12 protein-coding genes are annotated in these 16,684 nt (G+C 73.1%); all 12 read right to left on the reverse strand.

All coding sequences use genetic code 11. The features are described 5' to 3' along the window. Positions 1-4: 4 nt before the first annotated feature. On the reverse strand, positions 5-1,138 hold the full coding sequence (tssG, locus tag LCHO_RS20355) for a type VI secretion system baseplate subunit TssG (RefSeq protein WP_012349080.1): 1,134 nt from the start codon (positions 1,136-1,138) through the stop codon (positions 5-7). A gap of 25 nt (positions 1,139-1,163) precedes the next feature. After that, positions 1,164-3,080 (reverse strand): type VI secretion system baseplate subunit TssF, encoded by a 1,917-nt coding sequence (gene tssF / locus LCHO_RS20360; RefSeq protein WP_012349081.1) that lies wholly within the window; start codon positions 3,078-3,080, stop codon positions 1,164-1,166. After that, positions 3,077-3,631, reverse strand: coding sequence for a type VI secretion system baseplate subunit TssE (gene tssE, locus LCHO_RS20365; protein WP_012349082.1), 555 nt, complete (start codon positions 3,629-3,631; stop codon positions 3,077-3,079). The genes tssF and tssE overlap by 4 nt, the downstream gene beginning before the upstream one ends. A gap of 22 nt (positions 3,632-3,653) precedes the next feature. Further along, entirely contained in the window at positions 3,654-4,178 is a 525-nt protein-coding gene (locus tag LCHO_RS20370) for an Hcp family type VI secretion system effector (protein WP_012349083.1), read from the reverse strand. A gap of 44 nt (positions 4,179-4,222) precedes the next feature. Further along, complete coding sequence (locus LCHO_RS20375) at positions 4,223-4,708, reverse strand: Hcp family type VI secretion system effector (RefSeq protein WP_012349084.1); 486 nt, start codon at positions 4,706-4,708, stop codon at positions 4,223-4,225. A 143-nt stretch (positions 4,709-4,851) separates the two neighbouring features. Beyond that, complete coding sequence (gene tssC, locus LCHO_RS20380) at positions 4,852-6,348, reverse strand: type VI secretion system contractile sheath large subunit (RefSeq protein WP_012349085.1); 1,497 nt, start codon at positions 6,346-6,348, stop codon at positions 4,852-4,854. Between the two features lie 21 nt (positions 6,349-6,369). Then, on the reverse strand, positions 6,370-6,876 hold the full coding sequence (gene tssB / locus LCHO_RS20385) for a type VI secretion system contractile sheath small subunit (protein WP_012349086.1): 507 nt from the start codon (positions 6,874-6,876) through the stop codon (positions 6,370-6,372). 49 nt (positions 6,877-6,925) lie between these two features. After that, positions 6,926-7,963 carry a type VI secretion system protein TssA gene (gene tssA, locus LCHO_RS20390; protein ID WP_012349087.1) on the reverse strand — a complete coding sequence of 346 codons (1,038 nt, stop codon included), beginning with the start codon at positions 7,961-7,963 and terminating at the stop codon, positions 6,926-6,928. 125 nt (positions 7,964-8,088) lie between these two features. Beyond that, entirely contained in the window at positions 8,089-10,929 is a 2,841-nt protein-coding gene (locus tag LCHO_RS20395) for a two-partner secretion domain-containing protein (RefSeq protein WP_012349088.1), read from the reverse strand. Positions 10,930-10,939: 10 nt separating this feature from the next. Then, complete coding sequence (locus LCHO_RS22435; RefSeq protein ID WP_012349089.1) at positions 10,940-12,577, reverse strand: ShlB/FhaC/HecB family hemolysin secretion/activation protein; 1,638 nt, start codon at positions 12,575-12,577, stop codon at positions 10,940-10,942. Then, on the reverse strand, positions 12,574-14,763 hold the full coding sequence (locus LCHO_RS20405; protein ID WP_012349090.1) for a CHAT domain-containing protein: 2,190 nt from the start codon (positions 14,761-14,763) through the stop codon (positions 12,574-12,576). Before LCHO_RS20405 ends, LCHO_RS22435 begins: the two co-directional genes overlap by 4 nt. A gap of 112 nt (positions 14,764-14,875) precedes the next feature. Then, a complete protein-coding gene (locus LCHO_RS22440) occupies positions 14,876-16,681 on the reverse strand; it encodes an ATP-binding response regulator (RefSeq protein WP_150105528.1) in 1,806 nt (601 codons plus the stop codon). Between the last annotated feature and the right edge of the window lie 3 nt (positions 16,682-16,684).

Raw genomic sequence — 16,684 nt, forward strand, 5'->3', positions numbered from 1 at the left:
GGCTTCACCTCGATGCATCGGTGCAGGAACGGACAGGCTCGACCAGGAAGGCGAGGTCGGCGCGGTCGCGCGGCGGCGGTCGATCGGCGGGCACGCGCCGCACGCCGAGCCAGCTGCTGCGGCCCAGCCGCGCGGCAGCGCCGCCGCCGCGGTGCCCGCCCAGCCGCGCCTCGGGCACCTCGCGGCCCGCCAGCACCAGCTTGAGCTCGCACGCCAGGCCCAGGCCGGTGTAGAGCCGCAGCCAGTCGCGCAGCGCCAGCAGGGCCGGCTGGCCGGGCAGGAAACGCTCGTACTGCGCCAGGCCGAGCGGCCCCAGGTGCAGCCGGAAACGGCTCTGCCGATCCCACACCCGCGAGCCCGCCGCCGCGCTCAGGCCCAGTCGCCCGGTCGCAGCCCGCCCGCCGCGCGACAGCACCAGGCGCTCGCTGCGCTCGAGATCGAGCCAGTGGCCGACGTGCGGCTCGATGCGCACCGGCACCTTGAAGTACTGGCCGACGATGCGCACCAGCCCCTCGGCATTGCGCGGGCCGCGCGCCAGCGTGCCCACGTGCAGGCGCTTGGCGTGGTCGTGCACGTGGTCGCGCTCGCGCATCGACGGATCGCCCAGCCCGGCCAGCGACGCCAGCCAGCGGCCGAAGGCATCGTCGCCCGGCCGGTCGAGGTGGCTCACCGGCTGAGCCTGTGCCCAGGCCCGGTAGAACAGCAGGCTGGCGCGGTGCTGGAAGATGTCGGCAAAGGCCAGCGGCGTGGCGTCGCCCAGGCTGCGGGCACGCTCGCGCACGTATTCGCTCAGGTGCAGCGGCAACGGGCCCATCGGGCCGAACAGGCCGAAGAAGCGCTGGCCGATGCGCGGCGGCGCGCCCGTCTGTTCGCGATAGCTGTGCAGCGCCGCGGGCGCGAACGACAGCTCCGGATCCTGGCCGATGCGCAGCGGCTCGTCACGCGGGCGCGCCGCCCGACCCAGCCGCGGCGCCTGCGGATGCAGGGCCTCGACCCAGCGCAGCAGCTGGAAGAAATCGTGTCGCCACGGCTGCACCGCCAGCGCGCCGAGCAACTGCTGGTGGGCCCGCGCACGCTCGGCCGGCGTCTGCGCGGCAGCGCCGGCCAGGTCGGTGGGATCGGGTGATTGCGGGGCCATGACCGATGCGCTCGTGAGGGTCGGTTCAGATCACCGCGGCGCTGCCCACGCGCGGCGGCCAGGTCATCAGCGTGCCGCGCCCGGGCGCGATCAGCCGCAATTGCGTGAAGCTGTTGATCGACGCCTGGCGGGCCAGGAAACGCTCCAGCACGCAGCCCATCAGGAAGGCGCTGCCGCCCTGGAAGGCGAGCTCGTCGACCGTCACGTCGATCGCCACGCCCAGCCCGTAGGCCAGCGGCCCGGGCATCGGCAGGCGCCGCGTCACCGGCTGCGCCGAGACCGCGCGCAGGCCCTCGACCTGCTTGCGCCAGCCGGCGTCGTCGGCCGAGCCGTGGTGGATCAGCAGGCTGCGCAGCGATGCGGCGGCGCGTTGCGGATCCTCGCCCGCGATGCTCAGGTGATTGAGCGTGAGCTGGCTGATGAGCTGCCAGCCGATGTCGCCGCGTGGCAGGCGGGCGTGCGGTGCGGTCGGCCCGCGCAGGCAGGTGGCGCCGCGCACGGGGCCGGGCAGGTCGAGCGTCCAGCCGCTGCCCGACAGCAGCATCGGCAGGTCGCGGTTGCTGACCAGACCGGTGAGCGAGAGCTGGCGCACATCTTCGGCATACGGCAGGTTGTGCGGGTCGACCAGCGACACGAACACCTCGCTGCCGAGGTAGGACGAGCGCGCACCCTGCTCCTGCTGGCGCGTCGACGGCAGGCGCACCTCGCGGCGCAGGCTGTAGTAGGCGAGCTGCTCCGGGCCCTCGTCGTGGCAGGCGGTGTAGAGCGGCGCGAAGGCCTGCTCGGCGACCCGGCCGGTGCCGTGGCCGACGACGCTCGCCAGGCTGTGCAGCTCGTAGTCGAGCGGGCGTGTGCGGTCGGGCACGACGTGGTATTCCCAGTTCGACACGCTGGTCTGGATGCGGTCGAGGCGCTTGCCGAACAGGTTGATCGCCGGCGTGCAGTTGAGCGCCAGGCTGCTGGCGTCGACCAGCGCCTCCAGGCCCGGTTCGCCGCGGCTGAAGGGCAGGAACAGGTCGACCTCGGTGACCGCCAGCCGGGCCAGCCGCGCGCGCAGCTCGGCCACCTCGACGAACAGGAACCGCTGCGGCAGCGCGGCCAGCTCCTGCACCAGCCGGTGGCCGGAGAAGCCGCGCGCGGTGACGGGCAGCAGCGCCTCGTCATCCGAATGACCGAGGGGCTGCAGCGAATCGGCGCCGCGCCACCCGGCGCCGGCCGGGCCGGGGTCGACCGGGCGCGCGGCGCTGCCAGGGACCGGGGCGTTGGCGGCCGGCGCAGCCAGCCAGCTGCCCAGCCCGGCACCGAAAATCAGCGCGTGCAGCCGGTACGCGACCTCGTCGGGCGCGGCCAGGTAGAACACCAGCGAGTCGATCGGCAGCTGGTCGAAGCGCAGCCCGCCGTGCGCCCGCAGGCGGATGCGCAGGCCGCCGGCCGCCTGCCGCAGCTCGGGCAGGCGCGCCACCGGCAGCTCGCCGGCGTGGCTGAAGTACTGCACCGATGCGATCTCGATCGGCCACAGCCGCAGCGCATGCGCGGTGCGGAACTCGCAGCGCGTGTTCTGGCTGCGCAGCTGATCGGCATGCAGCGCGCTGCCCCGTGGCACCGGCGCGCCGCGAGCCAGCGCCGGGTCGGCCAGATCGGGCTGCAGCCGCATCACCGCCATCGACGGCACCGGCGCCAGCGCGTTCGGATAGACGCTTTCGAGCAGGTGGCCGATGAAGCGCGGGTACTCGGCGTCGAGCTTCAACTGCACCCGCGCGCTCATGAAGGCGAAACCTTCGAGCAGGCGTTCGACGTAGGGGTCGGCCACCTCGAGCCCGTCCATGCCGAGCCGGGCGGCGATCTTCGGGAACTGGCGCGAGAACTCCAGCCCCATCTCGCGCAGGTAGGCGAGCTCCTCGTTGTAGTGGCGCAGCAGGCCGGGATCGAGGCCGCGGCTCATTGGGCAGCCTCCCGCGGCGCAGCGCCTGCAGCGGCCGACACGCTGACGGCACTGCGCTCGTGCACCGCCACCTGGCCGGCCTCGAGGTCGAAGCGCGTGCGCAGCAGCAGCTCCAGCGGCACCGGCTGCGCCCACAGCCAGCCGCTGATCTCGAACTCGATGATGTTGTGGCTGTCGAGCAGGCTGTCGGATTCGATCGCCTGCACGCGCAGGTCGTGTTCGAGGATGCGCGGCTCGTAGCGCAGGATGGCCCGGCGCAGCTCGCGCTCGATCTGGCTCACGTCGATCTTCGACGCCAGCTGCCCCGACACCGGCGGCAGGCCGAAATTGAGCACCGACGCACCGGCCTGCGGCCAGGTCTCGGCCGCGCCGCCGCCGAGCGGCTGCACCGCGTTGAACAGCCAGCCGAGGTCGCGCAGCACCGCGGCACGCAGCTGCGCCTTCGACATGAAACGGCGCTCGTCGGCCTCGACCGCGCTGGCGGGATCGTCGTCGCTCAGGCGGTCGAGCAGGGCCGGCTGGAGGCGCTCGCGCAGGGGTTGCAGGGCCATGATGCGCGGCGCGGTCCGGGGCTCAGGCCTGCTGCACTTCGGTCTCGAAGGTCGAGACGCCGCGCCCGCCGCCGGTCGGATCCTGCGGGCGGTATTCGACCTGCACCTTCCAGAACGCGAAGCGCACTTCCTCGTGCAGCTCGGGGCCGCTCGCGGCCCCGGCGCCCAGCGGTGCGTGTGCGCCCGGGGCGCCGGCGCTGCCGACGCGGTGCGACACCAGCCGGGCCTTCTCGATCGTGATGTGGAAGTACTCCACCGCCGCGCCGCCGCCGGCCTTGCGCACCGACAGCACCGCCTTCTTGATGACCTCGTTGTTGCGCAGCGCGGACATCAGCGCGGTGCTCGCGCTGTCGACGCGCTTGTGGATCACCAGTTCCTGCAGGCTGGTGCGCGCGCTGGCCTGGCCGAAGGCCGTGCTGCTGCCGTCCATGCCCCACGACCAGCCGGTGACCTCGATCTCGTTGAGGTGATCGGGCTGCACCACCTCGCCCTTGATGAGGCCCTGCTTGCCGCCTTCGACGCGCAGGAACATGTCGGCCAGCGCCATGGGGATGTCCTTTCAGGCCGCGCAGGAAGCGGGCATGAGGCCGCTCAGCCCACCGGCTTGTTGGCCGGGATGTCCCAGGCCGCTGTGCTGGTGGTGCCCTTGCCGCCGGTGTCGGCCTGGATGGTGTATTCGACCTTGAACTTGGCGAAGTTCAGCGTGACGTTCTCGGTCAGGCGGTCCTCGCCACCGCTGCCGCCGGTCGACAGCGACGACACCATCACCTCGTCGAGCGTGATCTTGATGTATTCGAGCGGCGTGTCGCCGGCCTTGCGCACGGTCAGCGTGGCCTGCTTGATGTGGGTGCCCTTGCAGGCCGCCACGATCAGCGCGGTGGACGACGAATCGACGTACTTGGTCAGCGAGATGTCCTGCACGCTGACCTTGCCCGCACCCGCGCCACCGCCCATGTGCGCCGAGCCGCTCTGGCTCAGGCCCCAGCTCCAGGCCAGCACGTCGATTTCGGTCTTGTGCGCGTCGTCTTTCGACTCGCCCTTGATGTCGCCGATCTTGATGAACATGTCTACAGCCATGATGCATTTCTCCTTGTTCGACCACCCATCACAGCCGGCAGGTGCGGACCGCGGGCGGGGTCAAGCCCCGCGGTCAGCCGGCGCACGCGCGCAATCGATCGATTGCAGGAACCCGCTCCCGCCGAGGTGCGGCGGGCCGCGCCTCAGGCCGATTTCTGCGACGGCAGCTTGGACACCAGCCGCAGCGACACCGTCAGCCCTTCGAGCTGGTAGTGCGGGCGCAGGAAGATCTTCGAGGTGTAGTAGCCGGGGTTGCTCTCGTCCTCGGCCACCACCACCTCGGCGGCCGCCAACGGGCGGCGCGACTTGGTCTCTTCGGACGAATGGGCCGGGTCGCCGTCGACGTAGTTCATGATCCAGTCCTGCAGCCAGCGCTGGATCTCGTCGCGTTCCTTGAACGAGCCGATCTTGTCGCGCACGATGCATTTCAGGTAGTGCGCAAAGCGGCTGCAGGCAAACAGATACGGCAGGCGCGCGGCCAGGTTGGCATTGGCGGTGGCGTCGGGGTCGTCGTATTCGGCCGGCTTCTGCAGCGACTGCGCGCCGATGAAGGCGGCCAGGTCCGAGTTCTTCTTGTGCACCAGCGGCATGAAGCCGTTCTTGGCCAGCTCGGCCTCGCGGCGGTCGCTGATGGCGATCTCGGTCGGGCACTTCATGTCGACGCCGCCGTCGTCGGTCGGGAAGGTGTGCGTGGGCAGGCCCTCGACCGCGCCACCCGACTCGATGCCGCGGATGCGCGAGCACCAGCCGTATTCCTTGAACGCGCGGTTGATGTTGACCGCCATCGCGTAGGCCGAATTGGCCCAGGTGTACTTGCTGTGGTCGGCGTTGGCGGTGTCTTCCTCGAAGTCGAACTCCTCGACCGGATTGGTCTTGGCGCCATACGGCGCGCGGGCCAGGAAACGCGGCATCGCCAGGCCGATGTAGCGTGCGTCGTCGGACTCGCGCAACGAGCGCCAGGCGGCGTATTCGGGTGTGGTGAAGATCTTGGTCAGGTCGCGCGGATTGGCCAGTTCCTGCCACGAGCCCATCTGCATCAGCGCGGGGTTGGCGGCGGCGATGAACGGGGCGTGGGCCGAGGCCGAGATCTTGCTGATCTCGCCCAGCAGCTCGACATCGGGCGCGCTCTGGTCGAAGTAGTAGTCGCCCACCAGGCAGCCATACGGCGCGCCGCCGAACTGGCCGTATTCCTCTTCGTAGATCTTCTTGAAGATGGGGCTCTGGTCCCAGGCCGTGCCCTTGTAGCGCTTGAGGGTCTTGCCCAGCTCGTTCTTCGAGATGTTCATCACCCGGATCATCAGCATCTCGTCGGTCTCGGTGTTGTTGACGAGGTGGTGCAGGCCGCGCCAGGCGCTCTCGAGCTTCTGGAAGTCGTCGTGGTGCAGGATCGCGTTGACCTGCGCGCTGAGCTTGGCGTCGAGTGCGGCGATCAGCGCCTCGATCGAGCCGATCACGTCGCTGCCGATCAGCGTGGTCTGCGCCAGCGCCTGCTGCGCCAGCGTCATCACCGCCTGTTCGACGGCGCTCTTGGCCTCGTCGGTCTTGGGCTTGAATTCGCGGTCGAGCAGCGCGGCGAAGTCGCCGCCTTCGAAGGCGACACCTTGCAGCGCGGCACCGCCGGGGGAGGTTTCAGTGGCCATGTCCAGCTCCGTGTCTCGGGATCATTCGGGGGTGCCGGCCGGCTTGGCCGCCTGGGTCAGCGACTGCAGCAGCGCCTGGTCCTTGATGACCTTGGCCAGCAGCTCCTCGGCGCCGGTCTTGCCGTCCATGTAGGTGATCAGGTTCGACAGCTGCTGGCGCGCCTCGAGCAGCTGGCGCAGCCCCTCGACCTTGCGCGCCACCGCCGCGGGCGAGAAGTCGTCGAGCGTCTCGAAGCTGATGTCGACCGCCAGGTTGCCCTCGCCGGTCAGCTCGTTGGCGACCTGGAAGGCCACCCGCGGCTTCATCGACTTCATGCGCGAGTTGAAGTTGTCGACGTCGATCTCGAGGAACTTGCGATCCGCCACCGGCGCCAGCGGCTCGGCCGGCTTGCCGCTCAGGTCGGCCAGCACGCCCATCACGAACGGCACCTGCACCTTCTTCTCGGCGCCGTAGGTCTCGACGTCGTATTCGATCTGCACCCGCGGGGCGCGATTGCGGGCGATGAATTTCTGGCTGCTGGTGGCCATGGGCTGTCACTCCTGCGGGTTGGTTGGGCGGGATTGGGGCGAGAGCCGCTCACGGGTCGGCCGGCCCGGCCAGGTGCTCGACCGCGCCGACACCGTCGGGCACGAGGTCGCGGATGATGTCGATGAAGCTCTTGCGCATCAGCCGCTGGGCGCGGCGCAGCAGCAGCGGCACCGGGTTGGACGGCTCGTTGAGCTCGATCCACTCGCACACCCGCTGCAGCTGGCGGATGGCGTCCTCGCGGTTGCGGATGGCGCCGCCGGGCGCCGCCGCGGCTGCCGCGCCGGCAGCGGCCGGTGCGGCGTCGGGATCGGCGTCCACGGCAGCGTCCACCGCAACGTCGCCGGCCGCAGCGGGCTGCGACGCCAGCGCCTTCCCCGCCCAGCGAGACAGCATCTGCGTGTACTGCTGCAACGGCTTGAGATCGGGGCCTTCGGTGCCGACCTGCGCGACCAGCAGCGCATCGATCGCATCGGTGGTGGCGGCCACATGGCGCAGCGCCTCGACGCAGCCGGGCTGGCGGGCTTCCAGCTCGCGCAGGGCCTGCACGAAGGCATCGGCGCCGAGCACGTTCTCGCCCTCGCGCGGCAGCGCCTTGCCGGCCACCAGCTCGAAGCTGCGCCCGCTGATGCCGCTGCGCGGGCCGCCCAGCGTGGCCGTGCGCAGATCGGCCAGCACGGCGCCGGGATCGACCAGCGGCGCCAGCGCGTTCAGGCGCATCGTCGGGTCGTTGCCGTCGTCGGCATCGAGCATCGGGTGCAGGTGCGGCCAGTGGCGATCGAGCAGGCCGTGGATCAGCGCCAGGCCGCTGCCGCAGGCCTGAAGTCCTTCGAGGTGCAGGCGCGCGCGCAGCAGGTTGACGGCCACCCGCAGGTCGCGGCTGCGGGCGCCGAGCGCGAGCGCGAGCGACATCACGCGGCGCCAGTCGCTGCCTTCGGCGGCGATCACGGTGTCGCCGTACTGCTGCTCGGGCTTGCCGCGCAGCGCCTCTTCCATCGCGCGGAAGGACTCGTCGTATTCGAGGTCGGCGCCGCAGGGCGCGGCGGCGTCCAGCGGTGTCAGCAGTGCCTCGATGTCGACGTCGGACATGAACCCTCGGCGGTCGTGCAAACGCGAAGAAGGGAGAAACGCGAAATCAATGTAGCGATCGGGGCCTGCCGGCACAGTTGCCGAAAGTCACCTGCCGGCGCCCGTTCCCCTCGCCCCGGCGCCGGCTAGAAACCGGCACAGGCGCCGCCACCACGATCGAGCTCAAGGCAGCTCGAGAACTGCGGCTGCTGGCGCACGCGGCCCCATTCCAGGCCGAGCAGATCGGCCGTGGCGTCGTCGATCGCCGCCGTGCGGGCCGGGCCGCTGGCCAGGCACATGCGTGGCGTGGCGAGGTTGCGGCCGTGGGTCTCGGAGGCCGACGCCGCCAGCAGCTGCGCCATGCCGTCGGGATAGGCGCTGCGCAGCGGGTCGGGCGGCGTGATGCGCACCGGCAGCACCGTGCCCGACGCCAGGCTGAGCCGGTAGCCGGTGGGCGACTGCAGCGTGCCCGCCGTCGCCGGATAGAGCCCCGGCGGGCTGAGCAGGCCGGCGCTGCTGGCCAGCTGGCCGGTGACGGCCTGCGGCTGCACGTCGCCGTTGACCAGGCCGGTCGCGCTGTAGGGGATCGGCGGCAGGAAGGTGCCCTGGGCCGCGCTGACCGGGTCGGGCACGATCACGAGGTCCGGCTGCGCGCTGTAGAGAAAGCCGCTGCCGGCCTCGGGCAAGGCGATCTGCGACACCGAACACAGGCTGGCGTCGCCGTAGCTGCAACCGTAGAGCGTGGGCAGGCTGGCGCGACCGGGCAGCTCGCCGCGCTGGCTGTCGACCCAGCTGTCGGACCAGACCCGCCAGCGCCCGCCCGCGCCGACCTCCAGCGTGGCGTTGGCCGGGTTCTGGAACCGCACGCCGGCCACCAGGTCGATCTGGCCACCGGCCGCGCTGGCGCGAATGCCCTGCTGCAGCGTCAGGTCGCCGTCGTCGGCACGCAGCAGCACGCGATCGCTGGCCAGGCTGGTGGTGAAGGCCTGCGGGGTGAAGCTGCCGCTCGCGCTGTCGTAGGCCGCCACGCTGCCACCCGCCACCGACAGCGGCCCGGCGCTCGCCACCTGCACGCTGCGCAGGCCGGTGAAGCCGATCTGGTCGATCGTGTTGCCGGGGTCGAGCAGCTGCACCGTGGCATCCGCCCCCGTGCCGGCGAGCAGCAGCTGCTGCACCGCGACCGGGCCGGTCTGCGTCACCGCACCGGCGCTGACCAGCGTGAGCTGGCGCACCGCGCCGGTCGTCGTCAGGCCGCCGTCGAGCTGGATGCCCTGCGCGCCGGCGCCGCCGTTGTGCAGCGTCAGCTCGGGCGTGATGCCGGCCTGCAGGGCGTCGGCCGCCACCGCGATCGCGCCGACATGGCCGCTCGAGCCGACCACGATGCCGGCGCTCTCGATGTTGCCACCCGGGTTGATGCGCGGATCGAGCAGCCAGGCCGACGGCAGGTTGAAGCCGAGCGGCACGCTCGAGACGGCACCGCCGAGCGTGATCGGCACCGCCGGGCGTTCCTGCACGATGCCGTCGGCGTCGACACCGGCGGGGCGCAGGTTGACGCGCCCGGTGGTGAACACGTCGGGCGCGCCGAACAGGTCGTAGGCGCGACCCTGCGCGCCGGCATACCCGGCCAGCACCACGTTCGCGGCCGACGGGTCGACCTCGCTGTTGCTGGCGATGATGAAGAAGCCGTCGTTGACCGCGCCGATGCCCGCGCCGGTCGATGAGTTGACCGCCTCGCCGACGATCGTGACCGAGCGCCCGGCGTTGGCGTTGCTGGTGACGAACAGATCCGACAGGCCCACGCCGAACGCCGGGGACGTGTCGGGCGACAAGGTCGACGCCACCTCGCCGCGCCCGGCGATCAGCAGGCTGCCGTCGCCGATGTCGATCGACACCCCGTTCAGGCGCACGCCGATCGGCAGCAGGTCGGCATTGCCATCGGTCAGCAGCGAGGTGCCACGCAGTTCGATGCGGTCGCCGCTGAGCGTGACGTTGTTCAGGTCGATGCCGAAGCCGCCGTCGGCGCTGCCGCTGATCGAGAGGCTGCCCGGGCCGGCGCTGCCGAGCGCGGTGACGCTGGCGCCACTCAAGGACACCGAGGTGGCGGCCAGGCCCGCGCGGCGGCCGATCTGCACCGTCGGCGCCTCGATGCGCAGGTTGCCGCTGGGCGTGCTGACGGCGCCGGCCACGTCGACGCTGCCGTGCATCGCCAGCGTGCCGGCCGCGGCCGGGGTCAGCTGCAGCGTGATGAAGCCGCTGGCGCCGACCGGGATGCCGGCGGCCGGCACGCTGGTGCCGTCGCTCACCGCCAGCAGCACCTGGCCGCCCGAGGCGACGACGCGGCCGTCCATCGTCAGGCCGCCCGCCCCGGCTGCGCCACCGGCGCCGATCAGCACGATCTCGCCCCCGGGCAGGTTGGGGTTGCCCGCCGCCGCAGCGATGCGGGCGCCCGGCGCGACGCTCAGCGCGCCGCCGCCGAGCGAGGCATCGAGCACCAGCGGCGCGCCGGACAGGAAGTCGGCGCCGCCGGTCGAGGTGTCCAGCGCCGCCGCCAGCAGGCTGCCGACCTGCACCTGCGCGCCGGCGCCGAACACGATGCCGGCCGGGTTGAGGATGAAGACCTGGCCGGTGGCGCCGAGCGTGCCGTCGATGCGGCTGATCGGCGGCGCGCCGCCCACGCCCACCACGCGGTTGAGCAGCACCGAGCTGCCGTTGAGCTGCTGCACCGTCACGCCGGCCTGCGCGCCGATCGAGAAATCGCGCCACTCGATGTAGGCGCGTGGCGCGCTCTCGTTCTGCACGATCACCATCTGACCGACGGCGGGCGTGCTGATGGTGGCGTTCTGCGGCGCGGTGGTCGCCGGCACCGGCAGGTTGGTCTGGGCGCGGACGGCGGGTGCGCCGAGCAGCGCCAGCACGGCCAGCGCGAGCGCGGCGACGCGTGCCGGTGGGGGGCCGGTGCGGGAATTCGGGATGACAGGCCAGCACATCGTCAGGCTCCTAGAAACCGCGTTGCAGCTGCAGGTTCAGGCGCGGCCCGGTGTCGTCGGGTTCGGCCAGGCGCGGCGCCGAGCCCGGCCAGGCCAGCGTGCCGCGCAGCGTGAACCAGGCCGGATCGCTGAAGAACACGCCCAGCCCGGCGGCGCGCAGCCGCCGCTGGTTGTCGACGCCCGCCAGCGGCCGGGCCTGCAGCCGCGCCCGGCCCCAGTCGCCGAGCGCGAACACGCTCCACTGCGCGCCGATGGCGTGGCGCAGCTCGACGGTGGCGATCGCCGCGCGGTCGGCGGCGGCCTCGCCGGGCGGGTAGGCCCGCACCGCACCGGCGCCGCCGAGCGCGAATTTCTCGGACGGATCGAGGTTCCTGCTCGCCCACAGCGCGCTCAACCCGCCGTAGACCGACCAGGCCGTCGAGCCCGGCAGCGGCAGCGCCTGCAGCCGGTTGAGCTGCAGCCCGAGCTTGCCGAAGCCGCCCTGCGCCGAACGCGTGCCGAGCGCGGCGTCATCGGCGCGCGCGCCGGGGCTGCGGATGTCGAGCGAGCCGGCCTGCAGCGTCAGCGCGCCGCCGCTGTAGCCGCCACCGCCCCAGCCGTCGCGCGCCTCGAACGACAGCCCGAGATTGACGTCGCGGGTGGCCTTGTCGGTGCGCAGGCCGAAGGCGTCGAAGCGGTCCTCCAGCCGCTTGTGGCTGGCCCCCAGGCGCAGCACGACGTTGCTCTGGCGGCTGCGCTGCAGCGGCCGGCTCAGGCCGAGGTCGATCACCCGGGCGCGGCCGCGAGCCTGCAGCGGCGCGAACACGTCGCCCAGCTCGTAGCTCAGCGCCGACAGCGCCAGGCTGGTGCGCCAGGCGCTCGGGGCGACAGGCAGCAGCTGGTCGAGCGGCAGCTCGTAGGCGAGCCGGGCGCTCGCCAGGCCACGCTGCTCGGCCAGCTGCAGGCGCAGGTCGAGGTTGTCGCCGAGGTCGAGCGGCTCGTTCCAGCGCAGCAGGCCGCCGATGCGCCAGCGGCCGTTGAAGCGGCTGCCGTGGTTGTCGAGGTCGACGCTGCCTTCGGCCTGGCGGCGCCAGCCACGCTCGATGACGAGGTCGTAGCGCGCCTCGTCGCCGCTGGGCGCCAGGCTGGCCTGGGCGCGCACGCCGGGCAGGTCGTTGAGCGCGAACATCGCGGCGTCGAGCCGGCGCAGGTCGAGCAAGGCGCCGTCGTGCACGCCTTCGCGCGCCAGCACCTGCAGCACCTGGGGGTCGGCCAGCGGCGCATCGGCCGACGCGCTCAGCTCGATGCGGCGCAGCCGCGGCTCGACCACCTGCAGCGCGACGATGCCGCGCGGCGCGTCGAGCACCCGCAGCGCCGCGCCGCCCAGCGACAGCCCGCGCGCGGCCATCTCGGCCAGCAGCGCATCGCGCAGCTGCTGCGCCTGCGCCACGCCGAAGGGCTTGCGCAGGTAGGGCAGCGTGAGGCGCTGCAGGGTCGCGTCGTCGATGCCTTCGAGCGGCTGCAGATGCCATTCGCGCAGCACCATCGGCTCGCTCGCCGCCGCAGCGGGCCGGTCTTGCGCCCAGGCGGGCGAGGCGGCGGCGCCGAGCGCGATCAGCCCGGCGGCGACCCGGCGCAGCCGGCGCGCGAGGCACTCGCCCGCCGTCATGGCGCCGCCCCCAGGCGCAGCGCACCGTCGCCGATGACGTTGAACGGCGCCCAGAAGAACGGATGCGCCAGGCCGCGGCTGCGCATCACCTCGAGCTGGGCGTTGCGCAGCGCCTGCATCGCGTCCGACCCTTGTGTGGCATCGCGGTAGAAGCGGGTCATCAGCTGGCGGGTGGCGTCGTCGGCCACCGGCCACAACGAGGCGATCACGGTGCTGGCGCCGGCCGACAGGAAGGAGCGCGTGAAGCCCAGGATCTCGTCGCCGCGGGCGATGCGGCCGAGCGCGCTTTCGCAGGCCGACAGCGTGACCAGCGGCGTGCGGCTGAGGTCCAGGCGGTAGATCTCGCGCGCCTCGAGCAGGCCGTCGTCGAGCGGGCTGGAGGCCAGCAGGATGCGCGAGTACATCGGATCGACCTCGTCGACCTCGGCGTGTGCGGCCACGTGCAGCACGCTGGCCGAGACACCGGGCGTGGCGGCCGCGGCCGTGGTGGCGGTGGCACCCGCTGCGCCCGGCCCGCCGAGCAGCGCCAGCAGCTGGGCGCGGCTGGCCTGCTGCTGCAGGAAGGTGCGGCCCTGGGCGAACAGCGGTCGGATCTCCTGCACCTCGCGCTCGGCGCCGGGCAGCGGCACGTTGCGGTCGGTGCTCGGGTTGCCGAAGGCCTGCAGCGCCAGGCCACCGGCGACGCCGGCACGCCGTGCGCCCAGCTGCGCACCGAGCGCGGCCGACGGCCAGCTGGCCAGCGCGAGGCGCTCGACCAGGTAGCCGCGGCCATCGTGCAGCACCTGGAACGGCAGGTAATGCAGGGCGCCGTGCGGCACGACCTGCAGCCGCGTGACGCCGCTCAGGTCGAGCGGGCCGAGCAGCTGGCGGTGCAGCGCCTGCGCCAGCGCCAGGGTGTCGGGGCGGCGCGCGATGATGCTGGCGCGCAGCTTCTCGACGCCGTCCTGCAGCGCCGCCTGCGGCAGCGGCAGGGCCAGGCCGACCAGGCCGTCACGGCGGATCAGCCAGACCAGCGTCTGCTGCGGCAGCACGTGGAATTCGAGCACCGCCTCGTCAGGCGCCAGCCGGCCCTGCAGGTCGTCGAGCGACACCGGCCGGGCCAGGCGATCGTCGGCATGCTGGCGCACGGCGTCGAGCAGCGCACGAGCGCGCGAGGCCTCGGAGATGCGCCACGCGCCGGCCCAGTCGCCCTGCTGCACGGCCAGGTTCAGGGCCGCGTCGAAGACCCCCTGCAGATCGCTGAACAGGCCGGACTTGAACTCCTCGCTGCGAAAGCGCGCCCGCAGCGGATCGGCCAGCCGCAGCGCCTGCTGGTAGGCCGCCAGCGCCTCGGCCGGGCGGCCGCGGGTCAGCTCGGCGCGGGCGCTGCCTTCCCAGGCCCACAGGCGGTGGTAGTCGAGATCAGCGAGATCCGCTCGATCGGCGCGATCGCCGCTGCGGCCGGCACCGCCGGCATCGATCACCTGGCGCCATTGCTGCAGCGCCGCGTCGACCTGGCCGGTGGCGAGCAGGGCCTGCGCCAGGCTGCGCTCGTAGTACGGGCCGAGCGGCGCGCGAGCGGCCGGTGGCAGCGCCTGCAGCGTCTGCAAGGCGGCGTCGGCCTGGCCGCCGGCGGTCTGGGCGTTGGCCATCGACAGCTGCACGAACGGCCGGTAGCGCGGACTCGCCAGATCGAGCGCGTGCCGGTAGGCGGCCTGGGCCTCGTCGGGCCGGCCGCGCCGCGCCGCCACGTCGCCCAGCACCTTGTGGGCCGGCGCGTGGACCTGCGACGCGTCGCGCACCGGCAGGGCCAGCGCCTCGCGGGCGTGGCGCTCGGCCAGATCCAGCACGCCGGCGTAGCCGTAGGCGATCGCCAGGTCGCGCTGGGCGTGGGCCTGCAGGTCGTCGTCGCTGCCCTCCTGGCCGAGGTAGAGCGCCTTGCTGGCCGCGCGGATGCTCTGGCGCAGCTCGCCGCGGTCGGCCAGCGCCAGGGCCTGGCCGCAGTAGCCGTAGCCGTCGAGCCGGATGGTGTCGCGCGCGTAGAGCGCGCGGCCTTCGGCGCTGAGCTGCAGCAGCGACTCGGCATCCTGGCGGCGCGCCTGGGCCTGGGCGGCGAGGTTGTCGTCGTCGGCCGCCCGCAGCCAGCCCGGCGCGGCGCACAGACAGGCGGCAACGAGCAGCAGGCGGAGGTACGGGGCAGACGGCATGGCGAACGGCATGAGCCGGCGCCAGCCTATGAGCGCGCCCCTGCCGCGGCCAGTGACGAAAGTAAGCCGCGCCGGTCCGGGCCTGGCCCGACGCCGGTCCGGCCGCAACCGGTCAGTCGACCAGCGCGCGCAGCACGTTGAACAGCTTGCTCGGCTGCACCGGCTTGAACAGCACCCGGTGGCCGCTGGCCGAGGCGCGGCGGATCTCGGCCGGGCTGGTGTCGCCGGTGACCAGGATCGCCGCCACCTGGCGGCCGCAGACCTGGCGCACGCGCTCGATCACGTCGAGGCCGTCTTCGCCGTGCTGCAGGTGCAGGTCGGAGATCACCAGGTCGAGCCGGTCGCCGAGCGCGTGCGCGGCCGCTTCGGCGCCGGCCAGGTCGGCCACCGCCACCGGCTCGAAACCCCATTCGGTCAGCAGCATCCACAGGCCTTCGCGGATCGGCGCCTCGTCGTCGACCAGCAGCACGCAGCGCGCCTCGACAAACGGCGCCGGCAGCGTGTCCGCCGCCGCGGTGGCGTCCTCGACCTCGGCCATCGGCCCGCTGGCGATGCCGATGCGGAACATCGTGCCGCGGCCCGGCTGCGAGCTGACCTCGAGCGTGTGGCCGAGCAGCGCGACCAGCCGCTTGACGATCGCCAGCCCCATGCCGAGGCCCTGGATGTGGCTGCGGGCGCTGTCGGGCACGCGGTAGAACTCGTCGAACACCCGCGGCAGGTCGGCCTCCGAGATGCCGCGGCCGGTGTCCCAGACCTCGAGCCTGATCTGGTGCGCGGCGCTGCGCGCGACCACCACCACGCCACCTTCGCGGGTGTAGCGCAGCGCGTTCTGGATCAGGTTGGAGAGGATGCGCTCGAGCAGCTGCGGGTCGCTGTTGACCGCCTTGCCGCCGGCCGAGAAGCGCAGGCCCAGGCCGAGCTCCTCGGCCTGGCCGGCGAAATGCATGTGCAGGCGGCGGAACACGTCGCGCAGCGGGAAGCGCTGCACGTTGGGCTGCACCGCGCCGGCCTCCAGCCGCGACAGGTCGAGCAGCGCGCCGAACGAGCGATCCAGCGCCTCGATCGATCGCATCATGTTGCGCACCAGCGCCTCGTCGGCGGTGCCCTTGAGGTGGCGTTCGAGGGTGGCCACGAACAGGCCCAGCGCGTGCATCGGCTGGCGCAGGTCGTGGCTGGCGGCGGCGACGAAGCGGCGCTTGTCGGCATCGGCCCGCTGCGCCGCGTCGCGTTCGCTGCTGACCCGGCGCAGGCGCTCGCCGGTCTCGATCAGCTCGGCGGTGCGGCGCATCCAGCGCCGGCCGGCCGAGCCGCTGGCGAGCCAGCCGAACAGGCTGACCGCGCCCGCCAGCGCCACGCCGGCCGCGGCGACCCGGCGGTCGGGGCCCGCCAGCGCGATCGCCGTGGCGCCCGACAGCAGCCCGAGGCTGGCCAGCCGGCCGAGCCACGGCAGCATCGGCAAGGCGGCGATGCAGCCGGCCACCAGCATCAGCTGCACCGCCGCCCACGCGGCCAGGTCGAAGGCCTGCCCGAACGACGGCCACAGCCACGGCAGCAGCCCCGGCAGCAGCAGGTTCAGCCCGGCCACGCCCTGCCAGGCCCGCCACCACGGCCGCTTGTCGGCAGAGCGCCGCGGCAGCCGCCAGCGCAGGCCCAGCCAGGCCAGCGTCAGCGCCAGCCAGACCAGCAGCAGCACGACGGCGACGCCGGCCAGCCCGGCCAGCGCCCGCCCGCCCTGCGGCTGCAGCCGCCCCGTCACGAGCGCCAGCCACAGCGCCAGCCAGGCGATCAGCCAGCCGCCGTGGCGCACGGCGGCGTCGATGCGGGCCTCGGCGCTGCGCCGCCCGGGGCCGCGCCGCTCGGTGGCCGCCGCGCCGTCGTCCGGCTCGGCCAGGCTGGGCACCACGCGCAGGCGCTTCACGGC

It is taken from the genome of Leptothrix cholodnii SP-6 (genome assembly GCF_000019785.1).
GTDB classification, from domain to species: domain Bacteria; phylum Pseudomonadota; class Gammaproteobacteria; order Burkholderiales; family Burkholderiaceae_C; genus Sphaerotilus; species Sphaerotilus cholodnii.

Bases quoted from the DNA above. Each gene is read 5' to 3' on its own strand.
- tssG (WP_012349080.1), bottom strand. From the start codon at position 1,138: ATGGCCCCGCAATCACCCGATCCCACCGACCTGGCCGGCGCTGCCGCG.
- tssF (WP_012349081.1), bottom strand. From the start codon at position 3,080: ATGAGCCGCGGCCTCGATCCCGGCCTGCTGCGCCACTACAACGAGGAG.
- tssE (WP_012349082.1), bottom strand. From the start codon at position 3,631: ATGGCCCTGCAACCCCTGCGCGAGCGCCTCCAGCCGGCCCTGCTCGAC.
- LCHO_RS20370 (WP_012349083.1), bottom strand. From the start codon at position 4,178: ATGGCGCTGGCCGACATGTTCCTGCGCGTCGAAGGCGGCAAGCAGGGC.
- LCHO_RS20375 (WP_012349084.1), bottom strand. From the start codon at position 4,708: ATGGCTGTAGACATGTTCATCAAGATCGGCGACATCAAGGGCGAGTCG.
- tssC (WP_012349085.1), bottom strand. From the start codon at position 6,348: ATGGCCACTGAAACCTCCCCCGGCGGTGCCGCGCTGCAAGGTGTCGCC.
- tssB (WP_012349086.1), bottom strand. From the start codon at position 6,876: ATGGCCACCAGCAGCCAGAAATTCATCGCCCGCAATCGCGCCCCGCGG.
- tssA (WP_012349087.1), bottom strand. From the start codon at position 7,963: ATGTCCGACGTCGACATCGAGGCACTGCTGACACCGCTGGACGCCGCC.
- LCHO_RS20395 (WP_012349088.1), bottom strand. From the start codon at position 10,929: ATGTGCTGGCCTGTCATCCCGAATTCCCGCACCGGCCCCCCACCGGCA.
- LCHO_RS22435 (WP_012349089.1), bottom strand. From the start codon at position 12,577: ATGACGGCGGGCGAGTGCCTCGCGCGCCGGCTGCGCCGGGTCGCCGCC.
- LCHO_RS20405 (WP_012349090.1), bottom strand. From the start codon at position 14,763: ATGCCGTCTGCCCCGTACCTCCGCCTGCTGCTCGTTGCCGCCTGTCTG.